This window comes from Aquipseudomonas guryensis, from assembly GCF_014164785.1.
Lineage (GTDB): Bacteria > Pseudomonadota > Gammaproteobacteria > Pseudomonadales > Pseudomonadaceae > Aquipseudomonas > Aquipseudomonas guryensis.
Genome location: NZ_JACJFN010000001.1, coordinates 588874 through 610019 on the forward strand (window position 1 = coordinate 588874; position 21146 = coordinate 610019).

Annotated in this window: 17 protein-coding genes; 15 read left to right on the forward strand and 2 right to left on the reverse strand. The window is 64.8% G+C overall.

Annotated features, from left to right (window positions below; genetic code table 11):
• Positions 1-240: 240 nt before the first annotated feature.
• The 4 genes from H3H45_RS02660 to H3H45_RS02675 all read left to right on the forward strand — a co-directional run bounded on the left by H3H45_RS02660 (position 241) and on the right by H3H45_RS02675 (position 7894).
• Positions 241-1989 carry a potassium/proton antiporter gene (locus tag H3H45_RS02660; protein WP_182832198.1) on the forward strand — a complete coding sequence of 583 codons (1749 nt, stop codon included), beginning with the start codon at positions 241-243 and terminating at the stop codon, positions 1987-1989.
• A 94-nt stretch (positions 1990-2083) separates the two neighbouring features.
• The gene (gene mscK, locus H3H45_RS02665; RefSeq protein WP_182832199.1) at positions 2084-5443 is read left to right on the forward strand and encodes a mechanosensitive channel MscK; all 3360 of its coding nucleotides are present in this window, start codon (positions 2084-2086) and stop codon (positions 5441-5443) included.
• Positions 5444-5530: 87 nt separating this feature from the next.
• The gene (gene selO / locus H3H45_RS02670) at positions 5531-6994 is read left to right on the forward strand and encodes a protein adenylyltransferase SelO (protein WP_182832200.1); all 1464 of its coding nucleotides are present in this window, start codon (positions 5531-5533) and stop codon (positions 6992-6994) included.
• Between the two features lie 108 nt (positions 6995-7102).
• Positions 7103-7894, forward strand: a complete 792-nt coding sequence (locus H3H45_RS02675; protein WP_182832201.1) for a substrate-binding periplasmic protein — start codon at positions 7103-7105, stop codon at positions 7892-7894.
• Positions 7895-7936: 42 nt separating this feature from the next.
• On the opposite strand, the gene H3H45_RS02680 is transcribed toward H3H45_RS02675, so the two are convergent.
• Entirely contained in the window at positions 7937-9187 is a 1251-nt protein-coding gene (locus tag H3H45_RS02680) for an MFS transporter (RefSeq protein WP_182832202.1), read from the reverse strand.
• A 201-nt stretch (positions 9188-9388) separates the two neighbouring features.
• Here H3H45_RS02680 and H3H45_RS02685 point away from each other — a divergent pair, with 201 nt between their 5' ends.
• The 7 genes from H3H45_RS02685 (at position 9389) to H3H45_RS02715 (ending at position 18050) form a co-directional block, all read left to right on the forward strand.
• Positions 9389-10369: a sulfite exporter TauE/SafE family protein gene (locus tag H3H45_RS02685; RefSeq protein WP_182832203.1), complete on the forward strand. Its 981-nt coding sequence runs from the start codon at positions 9389-9391 to the stop codon at positions 10367-10369.
• 130 nt (positions 10370-10499) lie between these two features.
• Positions 10500-11777, forward strand: a complete 1278-nt coding sequence (locus H3H45_RS02690) for a bifunctional O-acetylhomoserine aminocarboxypropyltransferase/cysteine synthase (protein WP_182832204.1) — start codon at positions 10500-10502, stop codon at positions 11775-11777.
• A gap of 59 nt (positions 11778-11836) precedes the next feature.
• Entirely contained in the window at positions 11837-12271 is a 435-nt protein-coding gene (gene trxC, locus H3H45_RS02695) for a thioredoxin TrxC (RefSeq protein WP_182832205.1), read from the forward strand.
• Positions 12272-12362: 91 nt separating this feature from the next.
• A complete protein-coding gene (locus H3H45_RS02700; RefSeq protein ID WP_182832206.1) occupies positions 12363-12806 on the forward strand; it encodes a PaaI family thioesterase in 444 nt (147 codons plus the stop codon).
• Between the two features lie 129 nt (positions 12807-12935).
• The gene (locus H3H45_RS02705) at positions 12936-13838 is read left to right on the forward strand and encodes a transporter substrate-binding domain-containing protein (RefSeq protein WP_182832207.1); all 903 of its coding nucleotides are present in this window, start codon (positions 12936-12938) and stop codon (positions 13836-13838) included.
• Positions 13835-17080: a response regulator gene (locus tag H3H45_RS02710; protein WP_182832208.1), complete on the forward strand. Its 3246-nt coding sequence runs from the start codon at positions 13835-13837 to the stop codon at positions 17078-17080. Before H3H45_RS02705 ends, H3H45_RS02710 begins: the two co-directional genes overlap by 4 nt.
• A gap of 175 nt (positions 17081-17255) precedes the next feature.
• Positions 17256-18050: a universal stress protein gene (locus tag H3H45_RS02715; protein WP_182832209.1), complete on the forward strand. Its 795-nt coding sequence runs from the start codon at positions 17256-17258 to the stop codon at positions 18048-18050.
• A gap of 82 nt (positions 18051-18132) precedes the next feature.
• Here the strand turns inward: H3H45_RS02715 and H3H45_RS02720 are convergent, their stop codons facing one another.
• Positions 18133-18894, reverse strand: a complete 762-nt coding sequence (locus tag H3H45_RS02720; protein WP_182832210.1) for a ParA family protein — start codon at positions 18892-18894, stop codon at positions 18133-18135.
• Between the two features lie 238 nt (positions 18895-19132).
• Between H3H45_RS02720 and H3H45_RS02725 the strand changes: the two genes are divergently transcribed.
• The 4 genes from H3H45_RS02725 to H3H45_RS02740 are packed head-to-tail and all read left to right on the forward strand — an operon-like array spanning position 19133 to position 21146.
• The gene (locus H3H45_RS02725) at positions 19133-19849 is read left to right on the forward strand and encodes a beta-ketoacyl synthase chain length factor (protein WP_328822237.1); all 717 of its coding nucleotides are present in this window, start codon (positions 19133-19135) and stop codon (positions 19847-19849) included.
• A complete protein-coding gene (locus H3H45_RS02730; RefSeq protein WP_182832212.1) occupies positions 19822-20631 on the forward strand; it encodes a lysophospholipid acyltransferase family protein in 810 nt (269 codons plus the stop codon). Before H3H45_RS02725 ends, H3H45_RS02730 begins: the two co-directional genes overlap by 28 nt.
• Positions 20612-20872, forward strand: a complete 261-nt coding sequence (locus H3H45_RS02735) for a phosphopantetheine-binding protein (RefSeq protein ID WP_160082827.1) — start codon at positions 20612-20614, stop codon at positions 20870-20872. The genes H3H45_RS02730 and H3H45_RS02735 overlap by 20 nt, the downstream gene beginning before the upstream one ends.
• A 10-nt stretch (positions 20873-20882) precedes the next feature.
• Complete coding sequence (locus H3H45_RS02740) at positions 20883-21146, forward strand: acyl carrier protein (protein WP_160082829.1); 264 nt, start codon at positions 20883-20885, stop codon at positions 21144-21146.

A 21146-nucleotide genomic window follows, 5' to 3' on the forward strand; every position in this document is an offset into this window, starting at 1 on the left:
AATCCGGGGAGCAGGCAGCACGCTCCCGGATTGCATCCGGGCTACGACAGCGCTCCGTTTCATCCACCCTGCGCCGTGACAAGCCCTGCAGGCCGCATCTAAGCATCTGATTTATCTGGGAAGAATATGCCCCGTCCAAGCGGGGCTTTTCTTTTGACAGCCTGGCAAAGCAGCGGGTTAGAATCCGGCATGACCTCTGCATAGCAGCGGCGCCCCCGCCCATTCGCCCGGAGTACGCCCTTGGACGCCAGTACCATCAACAGCCTGTTTCTGATCGGTGCGTTGCTGGTAGCGATGAGCATCCTGGTCAGCGCCTTCGGTTCGCGCTTCGGCATCCCGATCCTGGTGATCTTCCTCGTGGTCGGCATGTTCGCCGGCACCGACGGACCAGGCGGCATTGCTTTCAACGACTACTCAACCGCTTACCTGGTCGGCAACCTGGCACTGGCCATCATCCTTCTCGACGGTGGCATGCGTACCCGAGTGTCGAGCTTTCGCGTGGCGCTGTGGCCGTCGCTGTCACTGGCCACCGTCGGCGTGCTGGTCACCGCCGGCCTGACCGGGGTGGCCGCCGCCTGGCTGTTCAACTTGAGCCTGCTGGAAGGCTTGCTGATCGGCGCCATCGTCGGCTCCACCGATGCCGCAGCGGTGTTCAGCCTGCTCGGCGGGCGTGGCCTCAACGAGCGGGTCAGCGCCACCCTGGAAATCGAGTCCGGCAGCAACGACCCGATGGCGGTGTTTCTCACCGTGACCCTGATCGAGATGCTCGCCAGCGGCGAATCCGGTTTCAGCTGGACCTTCGTCGTGCACCTGATCCAGCAGTTCGGCATCGGCGGCCTGCTCGGCCTCGGCGGCGGCTGGCTGCTGCTGCAGGTGATCAACCGCATCAGCCTGGCCAACGGCCTCTATCCGCTGCTGGTGGTCAGCGGCGGGATCATGATCTTCGCCATCACCAACGCCGTCGGTGGCAGTGGCATCCTCGCCATCTACCTGTGCGGCCTGCTGCTGGGCAACCGGCCGATCCGCTCGCGCCACGGCATCCTGCATATTCTCGACGGCCTCACCTGGCTGGCGCAGATCGGCATGTTTCTGGTCCTCGGCCTGCTGGTCACCCCTCACGAGCTGCTGCCAATCATCCTCCCGGCCCTCGGCCTGGCACTGTGGATGATCCTGTTCGCCCGGCCGCTGTCGGTGTTCCTCGGTCTGCTGCCGTTCCGCGCCTTCCATGACCGCGAGAAGGCCTTCATCGCCTGGGTCGGCCTGCGTGGCGCGGTGCCGATCATTCTCGCCGTGTTCCCGCTGATGGCCGGCCTGCCGAATGCCCAGCTGTTCTTCAACGTGGCCTTCTTTATTGTGCTGGTGTCACTGGTGCTACAAGGCACCAGCCTGCCGTGGGCGGCCAAGCTGCTGAAAGTCACGGTACCTCCGGACCCGGCGCCGATCTCCCGCGCCGGCCTGGAGACCCACCCGACCAGCGAGTGGGAGCTGTTCATCTACCGCCTGGGCGCGGAGAAATGGTGCATCGGTGCACCACTGCGCGACCTGAAAATGCCCGAAGGCACGCGCATCGCTGCGCTGTTCCGTGGCCGCGAGCTGCTGCACACCTCCGGCAGTACCAAACTGGAAGCCGGCGACGTGCTCTGCGTGGTTGGCCATGAACATAACCTGCCGACCCTCGGCAAACTGTTTATCGAGGCGCCGACCCGCACCCAGGACCTGCGCTTCTTTGGTGACTTCATTCTCGAAGGCGATGCCCAGCTCAGCGCCGTGGCCACCCTCTACGGCCTGAAACTGGAAGGTGCCGAAGGCCAGCTGCACCTGGGCCGCTTCATCGCCCACCAGATCGGCGGCCAGCCGGTGGTCGGCGACCAGGTGGAGTGGAACGGCCTGACCTGGACCGTCGCCCTGATGGACGGGAACAAGGTGCGCAAAGTCGGCGTCAGATTCCCCGAAGGCCAGGGTAAGCCCGGTCCAGGCCTCTTTCTGTGAGCACTTGACCGGCAATCGGCAGCCGCGCACGTCACGCGACTGCCCGTCTGGCATATCATTAGCCGCATCATTTTCCGAGCCGCCCGAAGCGACCATGCCTGTATTACGCCCCTATCTCGCCGCCGCCCTGCTGGGCTTCTGTCTTCTCGCCGCGGGCCAAGCCACTGCCCAGGCGCCAACCGCCAAGACCGTGCAGCAGAGCCTCGACGGCCTGGCCGAGCGCAAGCTGCCGGAAGCCGAGCAGAAAGCCCTGCAGCAGACGCTGGAACAGACCCTGACCTTCCTCGCCAACCAGGCCGACAGCGAGAAGCGCCTGAGCGATCTCAAACGCCAGCTCAATGATGCGCCGCGCCTGATCGGCGAAGCCCAGCGCGAATTCACCCGGCTCAAGGCCAGCCCGGTCAAGCCGGTTGGCGAGCGCTATGGCAAGTCCAGCGCCGCACAGCTGGAAACCCTGCTCAGTGAACGCACCAGCCAGCTCTCCGCCTGGCAGCAGGAGCTGGCCGAAGCCAACAGCCTGCTGATCACCGCACAGACCCGTCCGGAGCGCGCCCAGGCCGAGATCAGCAGCAACCAGACCCGCACCCTGAAGATCAACAATATGCTCAAGGTCGGCAAGGATGCCGGCAAGCCGATCGGTCCCGAGCAGCGCGACCAACTCAATGCCGAATTGGCGGCGCTGAACGCCCTGACCGAGTTGCGCCGCCAGGAACTGGCCGGCAACAGCCTGCTGCAGGATCTCGGCAACAGCCGCCACGACCTGCTCACCGAACGCATCCGCCGTCTGGAGCAGGAAAGCCTCGACCTGCAGTCGCTGATCAACGACAAGCGCCGTGAAAGCAGCGAGCAGACCGTCGCCGAGCTGTCGCGTGAAGCCGAGAAAGCCACCCCGGACAGCCTGCTGGCCAAGGAAAGCGCGGAAAACCTCAAGCTCTCCGACTACCTGCTGCGCATCACCGACCGCCTCAACGAGCTGACCCGCCTCAACCTGCAGACCAAGCAGCAGCTGGACAGCGTCAACCAGGCCGACCAGGCCCTGGAAGAACAGATCGACGTACTCAGGGGCAGCCTGCTGCTGGCCAAGATTCTCTACCAGCAGAAGCAGGCCCTGCCGCAACTGCAACTGGACAAGAACCTGGCTGACCAGATCGCCGACATCCGCCTGTACCAGTTCGAACTGAACCAGAAGCGTGATGCCCTGAGCAACCTCGCCGAGTACGTCGACAGCCTGCTGGCCCAGCAGCCGCAGGAACAGATCACCCCGGAGCTGCGCAAGACCCTGCTGGAGCTGGTCACCACCCGCAGCGATCTGCTCGATCGCCTGAACCGCGAGTTGAATGCCCTGCTCAACGAGTCGATCACCCTGCAGCTCAACCAGAAGCAGCTGCAGGCCACGGCCAGCACCCTGCGTAATACCCTCGAAGAACAGATGTTCTGGATCCCCAGCAACAAGCCACTGAGCCTGGCCTGGCTGCAACAGGTGCCAACCTTGCTGGAGCGTCAGCTGAATGCCGTGCCCTGGGGCTCTGCCGTACGCGAGCTGGGCGCCGGCCTGGTCGACCGGCCCTGGCTGTTCATTCCACTGTTGTTGCTGATCGGTGCGCTGATCTGGCGGCGTAGCTGGCTGTACGAAAAGCTGCGCGGCCTGCACCAGGACATCGGCCACTACAAGCACGACAGCCAGCTGCACACGCCAATGGCGATCTTCATCAACATCCTGCTGGCCCTGCCGGTCACCCTGTTCCTCACCCTCTGCGGTGTGGCCCTGCTGATCGATGCCCGTGGCCAGAACGCCAACCTGGGCACCGCCCTGCTGGAAATGGCCCAGGCCTGGCTGGTGTTCTACACCCTCTATCGCATCCTCGCGCCGCATGGCGTTGGCGAACTGCATTTCCGCTGGGAGCGGCCACGGGTAGCCTTCCTCAATACCCAGGTGCGCCGCCTGGGCCTGGTGGTCATGGCACTGGTCGGTGTGGTCGCGGTAGCCGAGCATCAGCCGGCGGCGCTGGCCGAGGATGTCATCGGCATCGGCGTGGTACTCAGCTGCTATGCCCTGATGGCCTGGCTGCTTGGCCGCGTGCTGCTGGCCGGGCCGATGCATGAACGCTCCACCGCATTCCGCGTGGTGGTCGGCGTGGGCTTCACCGCCCTGCCGATCGGCCTGTTCGTCGCGGTGTGCTTCGGCTACTACTACACCGCACTGAAACTGACCGATCGACTGATCGACACCCTCTACCTGCTGGTGCTGTGGTTCATCCTCGAAGCCGCTTTCGAGCGCGGCATGGCCGTAGCGGCCCGGCGCCTGGCTTACGCCCGCGCCCTGAGCCAACGCCAGGCGCAACCCAGGGAAGGTGTGGAAGGCAGCGAAGGGGTGGTCGAGGAACCGACCCTGGACATCGAACAGATCAACCAGCAGTCCATGCGCCTGATCCGTCTGGCGCTGCTCAGCGGCTTCGTGCTCTGCCTGTACTGGGTGTGGGCCGACCTGCTCAGCGTATTCACCTACCTGGACAACATCACCCTCTACGAATACAGCAGCGGCAGCGGCGATGCGGCGACCCTGGTGCCACTGAGCCTGCTCGACCTGATCGGCGGCCTGATCATCGTAGCCATCACCGTGGTTCTGGCCAGCAACCTGCCAGGACTGCTGGAAGTGCTGGTGCTGTCGCGCCTGTCACTGGCCCAGGGCAGCGCCTACGCCACCACCACCCTGCTGTCGTACGCGATCAGCGGCATCGGCTTCGTCATGACCCTGTCGGTGCTCGGCGTCAGCTGGGACAAACTGCAGTGGCTGGTGGCAGCCCTGTCGCTGGGCATCGGTTTCGGCATGCAGGAGATCTTCGCCAACTTCATTTCCGGCCTGATCATCCTGTTCGAGCGCCCGGCGCGCATCGGCGACGTGGTGACCATCGGCAACCTGTCCGGCACGGTCAGCAAGATCCGCATCCGCGCGACCACCATCACTGATTTCGACCGCAAAGAAATCATCGTGCCGAACAAGACCTTCGTCACCGACCAACTGATCAACTGGTCGCTCAACGACACGATCACCCGGGTCATCATCAAGGTTGGTGTAGCCTACGAAACCGACCTGCCACTGGCACGCAAGCTGATGCTGCAGGCCGCCCACGAAAATCCGCGAGTGCTGCGCGACCCCGAGCCGCTGCTGTACTTCCTCACCATTAGCGCCAGCACCTTCGACTACGAACTGCGCTTCCACGTGCGCGAGCTGGGTGACCGCAACGCCGCCACCGACGAAATCCTCACGCGCATCGCCCTGAGCTTCCGTGAGCACAAAGTGGAGATGGCGTTCAACCAGGTCGAGGTGATGATCAAGAACCTGCATGGCCAGGAACTCAACCTGACCACCGGGCAGATGGTCGCGGCCACGGCCGCTGCGGACACCCAGCAGAAACCTCTGCCGCCGCCAGCACCTTCCATCGACCCGCAGTAATGGCGCACGCCGGCCCGTGTGACGGGCCGGCTGGACGCCCCGCGACAAAACCAAGCAAAATACTCGGAATTGTCGCGGAGCCCCGCAGTGAAAGCCCTCACCGACCTCGTTTTCGATAACCGCTACGCCCGCCTCGGCGACGCCTTCTCCAGCCACGTGCTGCCCGAACCGATCGAGGCGCCGCGCCTGGTGGTGGCGAGTCCAGCGGCCATGGCCCTGCTCGACCTGGATCCAGCCGAAGCCGACAGCGAGGAATTCGCCCAGGTCTTCGCCGGGCACAAGCTGTGGAGCGATGCCGAGCCGCGTGCCATGGTCTATTCCGGGCACCAGTTCGGCAGCTACAACCCGCGCCTGGGCGATGGCCGCGGCCTGCTCCTCGGCGAGGCGGTCAACGCTGCCGGCGAATACTGGGACCTGCACCTGAAAGGCGCCGGGCAGACGCCCTGGTCACGCATGGGCGATGGCCGCGCAGTGCTGCGCAGCTCGATCCGCGAGTTTCTCGCCAGCGAATACCTGCACGCCCTCGGCATCCCCACCAGCCGCGCACTGTGCGTGACCGGCTCGGATACCCCGGTGTGGCGCGAGAAACGCGAGAGCGCGGCGATGGTCCTGCGCCTGGCGCAGAGCCATGTGCGCTTCGGCCACTTCGAGTACTTCTACTACACCAACCAGCACGCGCAGCTGCGCCAGCTGGCCGAGCACGTGCTGGCCTGTCATTTCCCCACCTGCCAAACGCAACCGCAGCCCTTTGCCGCACTGTTCCAGGAAGTGGTTGAGCGCAACGCCGCGCTGATCGCCCACTGGCAGGCTTACGGCTTCTGCCACGGGGTGATGAACAGCGACAACATGTCGATCCTCGGCATCACCTTCGACTACGGCCCCTACGCCTTCCTCGACGACTTCGACGCCAACCATATCTGCAACCACTCCGATGGCAGTGGCCGTTACAGCTTCAGCAACCAGGTGCCGATCGCCCAGTGGAACCTGGCCGCCCTTGGCCAGGCACTGACGCCGCTGGTCGAGCTCGAGCAGCTGCGCGCCAGCCTGGAACTGTTCCTGCCGCTGTACCAGGCGCACTACCTCGACCTGATGCGCAAGCGCCTGGGCCTGAGCAGCGCCGAGGACGGCGACGAGGCACTGATCCAACAGCTGCTGCAACTGATGCAGCAGAGCCGCTCGGTGGACTACAGCCTGTTCTTCCGCCGCCTGGGCGAGCAGGCCCCCGAAGCAGCCGTGCACCTGCTGCGTGACGACTTTGTCGACCGCAGCGCATTCGACGCCTGGGCCGAGAGCTATTGCGCCCGCAGCGCCCGCGAGAACAGCAGCCAGGAGGCGCGACGCATCCGCATGCACGCGGTCAACCCGCTGTATGTACTGCGCAACTACCTGGCGCAGCAGGCCATTGAAGCGGCGGAGAACGGCGACTACGCCCCGGTGCGCGAACTGCACGCGGTACTCAGCCGGCCCTTCGAGGAACAAGACGGCATGCAACGCTACGCCGAGCGCCCACCGGAGTGGGGCAAGCATCTGGAAATCAGCTGTTCGTCGTAACGCCGCTGGCACGCTGCAAGCCGCCGCACTGCGTAAAGAGGCCAACTACACTGCATGGCACTCCGTAGCTCGCAGCCCTGCCATGAGTAGGCCAAGGAAGCACCCTGCATGGCTACCCCGAAACGCCTCAGAACCTGGCTCAGCGCCCTGCTCAGCTGCCTGCCGATGCTGGCCGCTGCCCAGGACCGGCTCGACAACACCTACACCGTCGCCTTTTACGAGGCCGGCTACCTCTACTCGAACGGCGCTGGCATCGATAAGGACGTGGTCGACGAGCTGAAGAAGCGCGGCGGTTACAGCTTCGACTACGTCGAACGGCCCCGCGCACGGATCTGGAAAGAGCTGGAACAAGGCTCACTGCCCATGAGCGTATCCGGCCTGCGCACCGCCGAGCGCGACGCGTTCGCCTTCTTCATTCCCTACATCGCGCAGAAGAACATGGCGCTGGTGACAGATGCCCGATACGCCACGGCCGACAGCCTGCTGCAGGATGCCGAGGCGACTGCCGCGGTAGTTCGCGGCTTCAAGCACGGCGAGTATTTCGATGACCTGCTCGACCAGCTGCGCGCCCAGGGCCGGGTCAATGAAGTGCTGACGGCGCACAACCTGTTCCTCATGCTCAAAGCCGGCAACCGCGTCGACCTGATCATTTCCCAGCCGGTTTTCTATGCCAAGGAACTGAATGAGCTGGGGCTCAACGACAGCGTCATCGTGCATGACTGGAAGCCCGAACAGCCGCCGACCGGGCTCGGCCTGATCCTCAGCAAGGCGCATTTTTCAGAGCAGGCCTACCTGGAAATGAAAGGCCTGATTGACGAGATGAAGGCCGATGGCACCCTGCGCGGCATCTTCCTCAAGTACCTGCCCCCGCAACAAACCGAGCAGGCCCTCGATTTCTAGCAGGCGCCGGCTCCACCCGCCCTACGCAACGCCGCTACCCCGCTACGCGACGACCAGCGCCCGCCTGACCCGCAGGAAGTACCACAGCACCAACCCCAGCATCGCCGCCGCTAGCATCCCGGCACCGACAAACAGCGTCTGATAGCCGAGCAGCTTGGCCAGCACGCCACTGCAAGCGCCGACCAGGCCGGCCAGGAGAATCTGCGCGCTGGCCTGCAGGGTGAAGTCCGCCCCCTCATGCTCGGCGCGGCACAGGCTCATCATCACGGCGAACAGGGCGACCGTGGACATGCCATCGGCCGCCTGCTCGAACAGGCACAGCGCATAGACCAGCAACGGCTTACCGCCCGCTCCAACCAGCAGGGCCATGCCGGCGAGGCCGAGCGCCTGCAGCGCGCCGAACGCCAGCAGCGAGCGCAGTGCGCCGAGTCGTGCATAGAGCAGGCCGCCGAGCAGCGCGCCAGCGATCCCGGCCAGACTGCTGATCAGGGTCAGCTGGCCCAGCGCGGCGGTATCCCAGCCCAGGTCCACCAGCATCGGCTTGATCATCGGCGAGCCGAGGGCATCGCCGAGCTTGAAGGTCAGCACCACCAGCAGCCAGGCGAGCATGCCCGGTTGTGCCAGCAGGCCACGGTAGTGACGCAGCAGCAGACCAGGGCCGGCCGGTTCGGCCAGGGCTGTGTGGCGTGGCAGCAGCTGAGCCTCGCGGAAACGCCAGATCGGCAGGGTCAGCAGCAGCAGGCCAACAGCCAGCAGGGCGATGGAGAGGTTCCAGCCCAGCGGGCCGATCAGCAACAGCAGGCCGCTACCGCTGGCGAGCATGCCGACCTTGTAGCCGCCCACCTGCAGGCTGTTGCCCAGGCCGCGCCAGCGCTCCGGCAGCAGGCGTACGGCCAGGCCATCGGTGGCCACGTCCTGGCTGGCGGCCGCCAGGTTGATCAGTAGCAGCAAGCCGAGCAGCAACCAGAATGCACTACCGAACAGCAAGTGCGGCGCCAGCAGCGCCAGGCCACCGAGACAGAGGATCACTGTGCCCTGCAGGGGCAGGATCCAGCCGCGATGATGGCCCAGACGCTGCGAGCCGATACGGTCGATCCACGGCGCCCAGAGCACCTTGAGCAGCCAGGGCAGGGCCAGCAGCTTGAGCAAACCGATCAGCCCCAGATCCACCCCATGCTGGCGCAGCAGCACCGGCAGCGAATGCGCCACCAGGCCGGACGGCAAGCCCTGGGCACAGTACAGCGAAGCCAGGAGCAGCAAGGTGGTATTCGCGGGACGATCAGTGGCAGTCATGCAGGGGGCGCTCCGGGGAAAGGCACCCAGCGTAGGTTGCCCGGGCGGCGAGGTGCAACAGCGGGATCAAGCTCGCGAAACAAAACAGAATCGAATATAAACCTGCCTAAACATTCTTAGACTCTCTAAGCAAAGCCGCTTATCTTTGCCCGCTGCTTTATTCCGGCCTGTTCTACCGCACACTGTCAGGCGCATCACTGCATGAAAATTCGCGATCTCGACCTCAGCTCCAGCCCGCTCAACGCCGAGCACGAAGCACTTGGCCTGCCGCCCGTAGAAGACTTCGTCAGCCATCCTGGTAACCACCCGGTCCTGCGGGCGGCGATGTGGGCGGCGGTAATGATCCTGCTCAGCCTGCTCGGCACCCTGGCCTGGCGCCTGTTCTTTGGCGACAACGGCGGGCACAGCGGTCTGGAAATCATCGAGACAACCCTGAACAGTCCGGCATTCTGGAGCGCCGTGGCGGTCGGCTTCTTTGCCCAGGCCATTGATGGCGCCCTGGGTATGGCCTACGGCATCACTGCTACCACCTTTCTGCTTGGCACCGGTGCCTCGCCGGCCGCTGCCAGCGCCAGCGTGCACATTGCCGAAGTATTCACCACCGGCCTGTCGGGCATTTCCCACGTCAAGCTGGGTAACGTCAACAAGTCACTGTTCCTGCGTCTGCTACTGCCGGGCATCATCGGAGCGGTACTCGGCGCGGTGCTGATCACCAGCTTCGATGGCGCAGTGATGAAGCCCTTTATCTCCGCCTACCTGCTGCTGATGGGCCTGTATATCTTGCGCAAGGCTTATCGCCACGTTCAGCAACAACGCCGCGAGCCCAAGCACGTGGCCAAGCTGGCCCTGTTCGGTGGCTTCGTCGATGCCGCCGGCGGTGGCGGATGGGGCCCGGTGGTCACCAGCAGCCTGCTCGGGTCCGGCAGCGACCCGCGTACCACCATCGGCTCGGTTAACTTCGCCGAGTTCTTCCTGACCATCTCCAGCGCCACCTCGTTCATCCTCCTGGCCGGCGAGCCGAGCACCTGGATGATGGTTGCCGGCCTGGTCTTCGGCGGCCTGTTCGCCGCGCCGTTCGCCGCCCTGCTGTGCAAGAAGCTGTCGGCGCGCACCCTGCTGACCATCGTCGGCTGCCTGATCACCCTGATCAGCGCCTACAACATCTACATGGCCCTGGCCTAACTGGCGGGGCATAAGCCCCGAGCAAAAGGTTCTAGAAAAAGGCCCGGGTCATTGCTCCAGCGCATTGACCGGGCCTTTGCGCTTTGCCCATGCTGCGAGCCTTCCACTCTGCCCTGAAGGAACGCCCCGCATGAAACTGGAAACCCTGGCCATCCACGCCGGCTACAGCCCCGACCCGACCACCAAGGCGGTGGCGGTGCCGATCTACCAGACCAGCTCCTTTGCCTTCGACGACACCCAGCACGGTGCCGACCTGTTCGACCTGAAGGTCGCCGGCAATATCTATTCACGGATCATGAACCCGACCAACGCCGTGCTCGAAGAGCGCGTGGCAGCGCTGGAAGGCGGCGTCGGCGCGCTGGCCGTGGCCTCGGGCATGGCGGCCATTACCTACGCGATCCAGACCGTGGCCGAAGCTGGTGACAACATCGTCTCGGTGGCCAAGCTGTATGGCGGCACCTACAACCTGCTGGCCCACACCCTGCCGCGCTTCGGCATCCAGACCCGCTTCGCCGCCCATGACGATATCGCTGCCCTGGAAGCACTAATCGACGACAAGACCAAGGCAGTGTTCTGCGAATCGATCGGCAACCCGGCCGGCAACATCGTCGACCTCGCTGCCCTCGCCGCGGCTGCGCACCGCCACGGCGTGCCGCTGATCGTCGACAACACCGTGGCCACGCCGACTCTCTGCCGGCCGCTCGAGCATGGCGCCGACATCGTCGTGCACTCGCTGACCAAGTACATCGGCGGCCACGGCACCAGCATCGGCGGCATCGTGGTGGATTCCGGCAAATTTCCCTGGGCTGATAACAAGGCGCGCTTCCCGCTACTCAACACCCCGGATCCGTCCTACCACGGCGTGACCTACACCGAAGCCTTCGGCCCCGCCGCCTTTATCGGCCGCTGCCGTGTGGTGCCGCTGCGCAACACCGGCGCGGCGCTGTCGCCGTTCAATGCCTTCCTTATCCTGCAAGGCCTGGAAACCCTGGCCCTGCGCATGGAGCGCCACTGCGAGAACGCGCTCAAGGTCGCCCATTACCTGCAGAACCACCCGCAGGTGGCCTGGGTGAAATACGCCGGCCTGCCGGATCATCCCGAGCACACCCTGGCGCAGCGTTTCTGCGGCGGCAAACCAGCGTCGATCCTTTCCTTCGGCATTGTCGGCGGTCAGGCAGCCGGCGCGCGCTTTATCGATGCGCTCAAGCTGGTGGTGCGCCTGGTGAATATCGGCGATGCCAAGTCGCTGGCCTGCCATCCGGCCTCGACCACCCACCGTCAGTTGAATGACGAGGAGCTGGAGCGCGCCGGCGTGCCGCGCGACATGGTGCGCCTGTCGATTGGCATCGAGCACAGCGACGATATCCTCGCCGACCTGGCCCAGGCACTGGACGCCGCAGCGGGCTGATCGCCCTTGATATCCGCGCAAGCGACTCCAGATTAGGCATACCGCCTCTGGAGTCGCCCATGTCCAATCCCCTGCTGATCCCCTGCCCGCACTGCAATGGCCTCAACCGCATTCCCGCCGAACGCCTGGGCGATGCGCCGCGCTGCGGCCGCTGCAAGGCCGAGGTGCTGCCGAGCAAGCCCTTCGACCTGACCCAGGCTAGCTTCGCCGCGCAGAACAAGGGCGACCTGCCGCTGCTGATCGATGTCTGGGCCAGCTGGTGCGGCCCCTGCCGCAGCTTTGCGCCGATCTATGAACAGGCCGCCGCGCAGCTGCAGGGCCACTGTCGCCTGGCCAAGCTGGACAGCGAAGCCAACCCGCAGCTGTCGGCGGAGATGGGCATCCGCTCGATCCCCACGCTGATCCTGCTCAAGGGCGGCGTCGAAGTCGCCCGCCAGAGCGGTGCCCTGCCCTTGCCGCAGCTGTTCGGCTGGTTGCGCCAGCACGGCATCTGAGCGAATCGGTCAGCCCCGACGAGCACCACTGTCATTGCCGCTCGCCCGCCAGGCGCTAGGCTGGCGGCATCTCCCAGCAGGAATGCCGCCCATGCCACTGCCCGCCGAAATGGCCCGTGTCTTTACCGAAGAGAAGATCGACTTCGTCAAACGCAGCGGACTCAAGGCCGAGCTGCTGGAGCCCGGCCATGTGCGCCTGCGCATGCCGCTGCAGGGCAACCAGAACCATATCGGCAGCATGTACGCCGGCGCCCTGTTCACCCTGGCGGAAATCCCCGGTGGCGCCCTGTTTCTCACCAGCTTCGACGTGCAGCGCTTCTATCCGGTGATCAAGGAACTCAACCTGCGCTTTCGCCGCCCGGCCAGCAGCGACATCCTGGTCGAGGCCAGCCTGAGCGCCGAGCAGATCGCCAGCATCCAGGGCGAAGCCGAGCGCGAGGGCAAGGCCGAATACCGCCTGGAACTGCAGTTGACCGACAGCAGCGGCGAGGTCGTCGCCGTCAGCCAGGCGCTCTACCAGCTGCGTCGGCACTGACCAGCCGTTCTGAGGCGGGATAAGCCATGCAACCGCCGACAGAGCAGCTACCCTCATGGAACAGCGCCCTGGCGGCATGCCGCCTCATCGTTCAACCACCACAGCAGGACGCTGAAGGACCGGCTGGACATGCAACGCCTGTGGCGTCTCTTCCCCATTCTTCTGCTCGTACTGGCCAGTACCCGGCTGGCAGCCGCACCGCTGCAACTGGAACCGGAGCTGCAGCAATGGCTGGCAAGTCACCCGACAATCAACTGGGCCGCCGAGGCCGATTACGCGCCGTTCATCTTCGTTGACCCACAGCGCCAGGCCCAAGGTCTCTCCCATGATGTGCTGCGCGCCCTGCAGGAGCGCCTCGACCTGCCCCTGCAGCAAAAGCCGGCGCTGCCGCTGAATGAACTGCTCGACCAGGCCCGGCGCGGTCATCTCGATCTGCTCACCTCACTGCGCCCGACCGCCGAGCGGGCCGAATACCTGGCCTTCACCTCACCTTATGTAGAGGTGCCCACGGTGCTGGTAGTGCGCGGCGAACAGCGCACCAGCCTGACCCTCAAGCAACTGGCCGGCATGCGCGTGGCCGTAGGCGACGGCTATGCGGTCGAGCGCTTTGTCCGCGATAGCTATCCCACGGTGCAATGGCTGGCCCTGCCGACCGATCGCGCTGGCCTGCAAGCACTGCAGCAACGCCAGGTTGCTGCAGTGGTGATGGACCTCGGCAGCGCCAGCTACCTGCTCAAGGAAGAAGCCTTCCAGGACCTGCAGATCGGCACGAAGATCGGCTTCAACTACCCACTGAGTTTTGCCTACCGCAAGGACTGGCCCGAACTGGGGCGCATCCTCGAAGCAGGCCTGCACTCCCTCAGCCTGGCCGAACGCGAGGAGCTGATGCAGCCCTGGCTGGAACAACTCCCGGGCACCAGCCAACAGCCCGGTAGCCTGCTGCTCGCCGCAGTTGCTATGGGCCTGCTGGCACTCACCAGCCTGCTGGTATTCCTCGCCTACCGGCGCCAGCGCCGCGCCCAGCCATCATGAACAGCCGCCAGCCACCTCTACTGCGTGAAGCACTGCTGCTGGCCCTGTGCTACGCCGGCGCTGCCCTGCTGGCTCTGTACCTGACCCGACAACCGTCGAGCATGGCCAACCTGTGGCCTGCCAACGCCATCGCCTGCGCCTTCCTGGTGATGCATCCGCTGCGCCGCTGGCCGTTGCTGTTGCTGGCCGTGGCCCTGACCAACATCGCCTGTGAGTTGCTGTTTGGCGATGCGCTGAGGGTTGCCCTGTACTTCACCGCGGTAAACCTCTGTGAAATCGCCCTGGCCGCCTGGCTGGTGCAGCGCTGCGGCATGGCCAGTGCATTCACCGATAACCCGCGGGCACTGCTGACAATCCTGCTCAACGGTTGCTTCTGGCCGGCACTGGCCGGTGCCAGCCTGGGCGCCCTGGCCCTCAGCCAGATGCAGATGGGCAGCTACCGTGACCTCTGGCTGAGCTGGTTCGCCAGTGCCTGCACCGGCGCTGTGGCCGTGCTGCCGCTGGCGCTGATCTGGCGCCAGCGCGGCAGCGCCGCCCTGCTGGCTGCGCTGGACCCACTGCTGACCCCGGCGCTGCTGATGCTGAGCATGGGCGTGAGCATCCTCGCGCTGCTGTTTCTACCCTTCCCCTTCGTCTACCTGAGCGTGCCGCTGATCCTCACTGCGCTGTACCTGAACGTGATCAATGTCGCCCTGTTCAATCTCTGCGTGGCGCTGCTGGTCAGCGCCTTGCTGTCATTCGGTTACTTCATTCCGCCACCATTCATTGCCCAATGGCAGCACCTGCTGCTGTACCTGCCGATTCTGGTGGTCATGCTGCCAGCCCTGCTGCTGGCCAGCAGCCTGCAGCAGGCGCGCCTGCGCGAGAGCGACTTCCGCATCAGCGAACAACGCTTCCGCGGCGCCCTGGCGTTTGCCGGCACTGGCGTCGCCCTGGCCAATTCGCAGGGCCAGATCTGCGAAGCCAACAGCCGCCTGTGCGAAATGTTCGGCTACCCGCGCGCGCAGCTGCTCGGCATGCACCACCTTGACCTCAGTCACCCCGATGACCGCACCAGCAGCCACGACAAGCTCGCCGAACTGCTGGCCGGCGAGATTGCCTATTACGCCCTCGACAAGCGCCTGCTGCGCCACGACGGCCAGCCGTTCTGGGCGCATGTCACGGTGGCACACCTGCCCGGCCATGACGGTGCCGACGAGCTGATCGTGCAGATCGACGACATCAACGACAAGGTCGAGGCCCAGCACAAGCTCAACCTGCTGCGCATCGCCGCGGAAAAGGCCAACCGCACCAAGAGCGAGTTCCTCGCCAACATGAGCCGGGAGATCCGCACCCCGATGAATGGCGTGCTGGGCATCGCCCACCTGCTCGGCAATACCGAGCTCAACGCCACCCAGCGCAAGTACCTGGACATGCTGCGCGATGCTGGCAAGTCGCTACTGGCAGTGATCAGCGACATCCTCGACTTCTCCAAGATCGAAGCCGGCCGCCTGCAGTTGGAACCGGTGCGTTTCGAGCTGCAAGAGCTGCTGCGGCAGATGGCCTCGCTGATGACCCTGCTCGCCGGCAATCGCGATGTCGAGCTGCTCATCCAGGTAACGCCCGAGGTGCCACAGCAACTGCATGCCGATCGCCAGCGCCTGCAACAGGTGCTGGTCAACCTGGTTGCCAATGCCATCAAGTACACCCAGCAGGGTGAGGTCGAACTGCGCATCGAGCTGCAAGCTTCCGGCGAAGGCCGGCAGCTGCTGTTCAGCGTTATCGATACCGGCATCGGCATGAGCCAGACCCAGCTGAACAATCTGCACGAGGTGTTCACCCAGGAACACGCCAGCCAGTCGCGCCGACACACCGATGTCGGCCTGGGGCTGGAGATCAGTGCCCGCCTGGTGGAACTGATGGGCGGGCGCATGGCTGTGCGCAGTACACCCAGCCAAGGCAGTGCCTTTCAGTTCAGCCTGCCGCTGGCCAACCATCTCGACGGACCGCCACTGCCGGATCTGCCCGAGCAGTTCCATGGCCTGCGCGTGCTGCTGGTGGATGACAACCAGAAAAGCCGGCAGATCCTCCTACAGTTGCTCGAGAGCCTGCACTGTCAGGTCGACCAGGCCGACTCCGGCTCGGTGGCGCACCTGCTGCTGCAGCAGGCCGGCGCGGCACAACAGCCCTACGATCTGCTGCTGGTCGACTGGAACATGGCCGAACTCAACGGCCTGCAGACCCTCGCCATGCTCGCCGAGAGTTCGCCGACAGCCCTGCCGCCCAGCCTGCTGATGGTCAACGCCTTCGCCCGCGAGCACCTCACCGCCAATGGCCGCCAGCTACCGGTCAACGACCTGCTGCTCAAGCCGGTCATCCGCTCCAGCCTGCTCGGTGCGCTCCAGGAAATCCTCAGCCAGCCGCACACCACCCCCAGCAGCGAACCGGCACCGCGACGCGAACTGCAGGCCATGCGCATCCTCCTGGTAGAGGACAACCTGCTGGATCAGATCGTCACCCAGGGCATCCTCGAACAGCAGGGTGCTCGCTTGACCCTGGCCAGCGACGGCCGGCATGCCATCGACCTGCTGCGCCAGCAGCCCGAGGCCTTCGACCTGGTGTTGATGGACGTACAGATGCCCGGCATGGACGGCATCACCGCCACCCGCATCATTCGCCAGGATCTGCGCCTGCGCCTGCCGGTAGTGGCCATGAGCGCCGGCGTCAGCCATGCCGAACGCGCCGAGTGCGAGCAGGCCGGCATGGACCTGTTCATCGCCAAACCGGTGGATATCAGCGCCCTGCTGAGTAACCTCAAGCGTCTGCGCTATACCCCTGGCGACCTCAAGACCATCGGCGCCCACCTGCCGCTGCCCGGCGAAAGCTCGGCGCTGCTGGCCGTAGACACCCTCGACCTGCTCTGCACGGTCAACCCACAGATGCGGCAGAGTCTGCGGGCGCTGGTAAAAGAACTCATCGCCCGCGGCAACGAGCCGCTCCGGCAAACTGCCCAGGCCCTGCAGGAAGGCCGCGAGGCCGACGCCATCAGCCTGATCCACACCCTGCGCGGCAGCCTCGGCAGCCTCGGTGCGATCAGCCTGCCACCCATGAGTCTGCGCCTGGAAGACGCCATCCGGCGTGGCGACCAGGCACAGATCGAACTGCAGCTACAACTGCTGGACAACGAGCTTGATGGGTTGCTGCGCGCCTTCAACGACTGGCTGCGGCAGAGAACCCTCGGCCGGCAAGAAACCATCGAGTAGTGCAGCAAAACAGCAAACTTGCCGGCACACGGAGAAAAGCCCCGCACAATTGAAAAACCCAGACGCACGGGACTTGCCGTAGATCAAAAGCAGGTCTATCAATGGGAGCCAGATTAAGAACCCAATAGAGGTTTTACAGCGTGGCGGGAGTTCGCTACGCGGAGGGGAACACCAGATGATCAGTCACATCCTTATTGCCCATGACCTGCGCAGCACTGCCGACCTCGCCCTACGCCGTGCTACGCAACTGGCCCGCCAGCATAATGCCCGCCTGACCCTGCTGCATGTCCTCGACGGCGGCCTCAGCCAGGCTGAACAGGAAAAGGTTCAGCAGAGCCTGGACAACAGCCTCACCCAGTTCGCCCCACCCGGCAGTGAGCTCAAGATCTGCCAGGGCAAGCCCTCCGATGCCGTGCTCGAACAGGTGCAACTGCTTGGCGCCGACCTGCTGGTACTGGGCGCCCACCACCAGCGCCACGAGTTTTTCTCCGGCACCACCCTGGACCGTATCGCCCGGCGCTGCACGGTGCCGCTGCTGCTGGTGGCCCGTGACGAAGCGACGCCCTACACCAGCGCGCTATCGGCTCTGGACTTCTCCCTGTGTGCCTGCACCGCACTCAACCGCGCCTGCCAGCTGCTGCCGGCCGAGGCCAATATCCATGCCCTGCATGTCTTCGAGCCACAGAAGAAGCAGGCCGACAGCGCCACGCAGGTAGCCACCCAGCACGCCCTGATCGATCAACTGATTGCCGATGAGACTGCGCAATTGCCGCCGGGCAGCCCGACCCTGTCTTACGAGATCAAGCAGTGCGGTATCCTGCGTGGCCTGCAGGAATCCATCAGCACACGCCAGCCGCAATTGCTGGTGCTCGGCTGTCATGGCCGCGGCGCACTGTCTCAGGCCCTGCTCGGCAGCCTGGCCCAGCACTTTTTGCACAAGGCGCCGTGCGACGTATTCGTGGTGCGCTGAAGCCTGCGAGCTAGAGAGCCAGGCTTTCAAGCCAGAAACAACAAAGGCGCCCGCAGGCGCCTTTGTTGTTTGTGCCGCAGACTCAGCTTTCCAGCAGCCGGTGCAGCTCGACGAACTGCTGGGTCAGCTTGTGGCTGCGGTCCAGGTGGATCAGCGGAATGCAGGCCTGATGCGACTCGCGCATGCGTACCGAGCTCATCAGGTTGACCGGCAGTACCGGCAGCCCTTCGGCAATCAGCTCATCGAGCAGTTGCTGCGGCAGGGTCGCCCGCGGCTGGAACTGATTGACCACGATGCCTTCGACTTCCAGGCCCTCGTTGTGGTCTTCCTTGAGTTCCTCGATCTCGCGCAGCAGGCCGTACAGGGCCTGGCGGGAAAAACTATCGCAATCGAAAGGAATCAGCACGCGATCGGCGGCGATCAGCGCGGAAACGGTGTAGAAGTTCAACGCTGGTGGGGTATCCAGATAGATCCGGTCGTATTCCTCGCCCAGTTCTTCCAGCAGTTTGCGCAGCTTGTTGATCTTGTGTTTGGCCTCAAGCTTGGGCTGCAGATCGGCCAGCTCGGCGGTGGCGGTGACCACATGCAGGTTTTCGAACGGCGTCTCGTAGATGTCCACCGTGCCTTTCTTGGCAAACGACGACAGCGACTGCTTGAAGAACTCGGCAATCCCCATGGGGATATCGTCGCCGGTCAGGCCGGTCAGGTAATGGGTCGAGTTGGCCTGGGCATCCAGGTCGACCAGCAGGGTGCGATAGCCCTCCGCTGCACTTACCGCTGCCAGGTTGCAGGCAATGCTGGACTTGCCCACACCGCCCTTCTGGTTGAATACCACTCGCCGCATGACACACCTCCCTGAGCCCGATTGGGGTGGATTCTATGCAAAGCGCATGACAAGGGCGAGGAATTCGCAAAATCGGGCAAAAACACGGCTAACGACTCAATTGTGTCAAAGTTTGCACAGCTCGGGCCGGGACGGGATAATGCCGGCACCTCGCCATGACCCCGACCGCAATTCCACTGCCGACGGGGGTTTCGCCGTAGACAAGGAAGGCCGCAAGGGGCCAGGAAGAGTGCGCCGCGTGACTTATTTCAAGATCGATCAATGGCGCGCCTGGGCACCCGGCCTCGACACAGTGGATGACTGGCAGGCCTGGCAGCAGGCGCCTTTCGCGCCCGCTGATGAAGGCCAGCAGCCGGATGTCAGCTTTCTCCCCGCCATGCAGCGCCGGCGCCTCAGCCGTCTGGCGCGCATGCTGTTCCACGTTTGCTGGCCCATCGCCGAAACCCAGGCCCCGCTGCCGCTGGTGTTCGTAAGCCGCCACGGGGAAACCCCGCGCACTCTGAACATCCTCGCCGACCTGGCGCGCAACGAGCCGCTGTCACCGACCCAATTCAGCCTCTCGGTGCATAACGCGATCATCGGCCTGTGGTCAATCCTGCGCGCCGACAGCAGCGAAATGAGTGCCCTGGCCGGCGAAGGCGATGGCCTCGAACAGGGCCTGCTGGAAGCCGCCAGCCTGCTCGGCGACGGCGCGCCCGCCGTGCTCCTGGTGGTCGCCGAAGAAACCCCGCCGGCGTTGTACGCGCCCTTTATCGACGACGTGCCGTTTTCCTACGCCGTCGCCCTGCTGCTCACCCCCGGCACCGACTGGCAACTGCGCCTGCAGCCCGGCAGCGGGCCGCGCAGCACCTGGCCCCATGCGCTCGAACTGGTTCGTGCCCTGTGCAACGGGCAAACCTCCCTGCACCACCACTGGAAGAACAGGCAATGGACATGGTCTCGCAACACGGCCTGAGCCCGCGCAGCGCGCCCTACCTCTGGCGCCTGTTCGCCACGGCCGCCAGCTTCAGCCTGTTCGGCATCGGCGGCGTGCTGCTGCGGGTGCTGGTGTTCCCGCTGCTCAGCCTGCTGCCCGGCGACGCCCTGACCCGGCGCACCCGGGCGCGCGCCGTGGTCAGCTGGACCTTCTACAAGTTCGTGCGTTTCATGTACCACAGCGGCGTACTGACCTACGAAGTCGAAGGCATCGAGCGCCTCGGCCGTCCCGGGCAGATGGTGATCGCCAACCACCCCTCGCTGATCGACGTGGTGGTGCTGATCGCCTTCATCCGCGACGCCAACTGCGTGGTCAAACAGAGCCTGTGGGACAACCCGAGCATGCGCGGGCCGATCCGTGCCGCCGGTTTCATCAGCAACAGCGGCAGCCTGGACATGCTCGACGAGGCCGCCGGCGCCCTGCAGGAAGGCCAGACCCTGGTGATCTTCCCCGAAGGCACGCGCACCACACCGGGGCACACCCCCGAGTTTCACCGTGGCGCGGCAGCCATTGCCGTGCGCGGCGCACGCCTGGTCACCCCGGTGGTGATCAGCGTCAGCCCGACCACCCTGACCAAGGCCGAGCCCTGGTACAGCATTCCGTCGCGCCGTTTTCACTTTCGCCTGCGTGTGGGCGAGGATATCGACCCACAGCAATTCACCGCGCAGGCCCCGCTGCCCATCGCCTCGCGCAAACTCAACGACCATCTGCACCAACACTTTATGAAGGAGCTCGCAACAGATGAGCGATCTGCAAACTGAGATCAAGAACCTGATCATCGAAGCCCTCGGCCTCGAAGACATGGTGGCCGAAGACATCGCCGCCGACCTGACCCTGTTCGGTGACGGCCTGGGCCTGGATTCGGTGGACGCCCTGGAGCTGGGCCTGGCAATCCAGAAGCGTTTCGGCATCAAGATCGACGCAGAAGCCAAGGACACCCGCCAACATTTCGCCAACGTGGCCAGCCTGGCTGCCTTCGTTGCCGCGAAACAGGCTGCCTGAGGACGCCGTGATGCAAAGCCGTGAAGAGATTTTCGTCACCCTGCAGGAGGCGCTGGTCGAGCTTTTCGAGCTGGACGCCGAGCGCGTGACCCTGGACGCCAACCTGTACCAGGATCTGGAAATCGACAGCATCGACGCCGTCGACCTGATCGACCATATCAAGCGCCAGACCGGCAAGAAGATCGCCGCCGAAGAGTTCAAGGCCGTGCGCACCGTCGGCGACGTAGTCGAAGCCGTGTACCAGGTGGTCAACGCCGCGCCGGCGCAAGACTGA

Coding starts and splice junctions, on each gene's coding strand:
- H3H45_RS02680 (WP_182832202.1), bottom strand. CDS start 9,187: ATGACTGCCACTGATCGTCCCGCGAATACCACCTTGCTGCTCCTGGCT.
- H3H45_RS02690 (WP_182832204.1), top strand. CDS start 10,500: ATGAAACTGGAAACCCTGGCCATCCACGCCGGCTACAGCCCCGACCCG.
- H3H45_RS02730 (WP_182832212.1), top strand. CDS start 19,822: ATGGACATGGTCTCGCAACACGGCCTGAGCCCGCGCAGCGCGCCCTAC.
- H3H45_RS02685 (WP_182832203.1), top strand. CDS start 9,389: ATGAAAATTCGCGATCTCGACCTCAGCTCCAGCCCGCTCAACGCCGAG.
- H3H45_RS02740 (WP_160082829.1), top strand. CDS start 20,883: ATGCAAAGCCGTGAAGAGATTTTCGTCACCCTGCAGGAGGCGCTGGTC.
- mscK (WP_182832199.1), top strand. CDS start 2,084: ATGCCTGTATTACGCCCCTATCTCGCCGCCGCCCTGCTGGGCTTCTGT.
- H3H45_RS02675 (WP_182832201.1), top strand. CDS start 7,103: ATGGCTACCCCGAAACGCCTCAGAACCTGGCTCAGCGCCCTGCTCAGC.
- H3H45_RS02705 (WP_182832207.1), top strand. CDS start 12,936: ATGCAACGCCTGTGGCGTCTCTTCCCCATTCTTCTGCTCGTACTGGCC.
- H3H45_RS02710 (WP_182832208.1), top strand. CDS start 13,835: ATGAACAGCCGCCAGCCACCTCTACTGCGTGAAGCACTGCTGCTGGCC.
- H3H45_RS02720 (WP_182832210.1), bottom strand. CDS start 18,894: ATGCGGCGAGTGGTATTCAACCAGAAGGGCGGTGTGGGCAAGTCCAGC.
- H3H45_RS02735 (WP_160082827.1), top strand. CDS start 20,612: ATGAGCGATCTGCAAACTGAGATCAAGAACCTGATCATCGAAGCCCTC.
- H3H45_RS02700 (WP_182832206.1), top strand. CDS start 12,363: ATGCCACTGCCCGCCGAAATGGCCCGTGTCTTTACCGAAGAGAAGATC.
- H3H45_RS02715 (WP_182832209.1), top strand. CDS start 17,256: ATGATCAGTCACATCCTTATTGCCCATGACCTGCGCAGCACTGCCGAC.
- trxC (WP_182832205.1), top strand. CDS start 11,837: ATGTCCAATCCCCTGCTGATCCCCTGCCCGCACTGCAATGGCCTCAAC.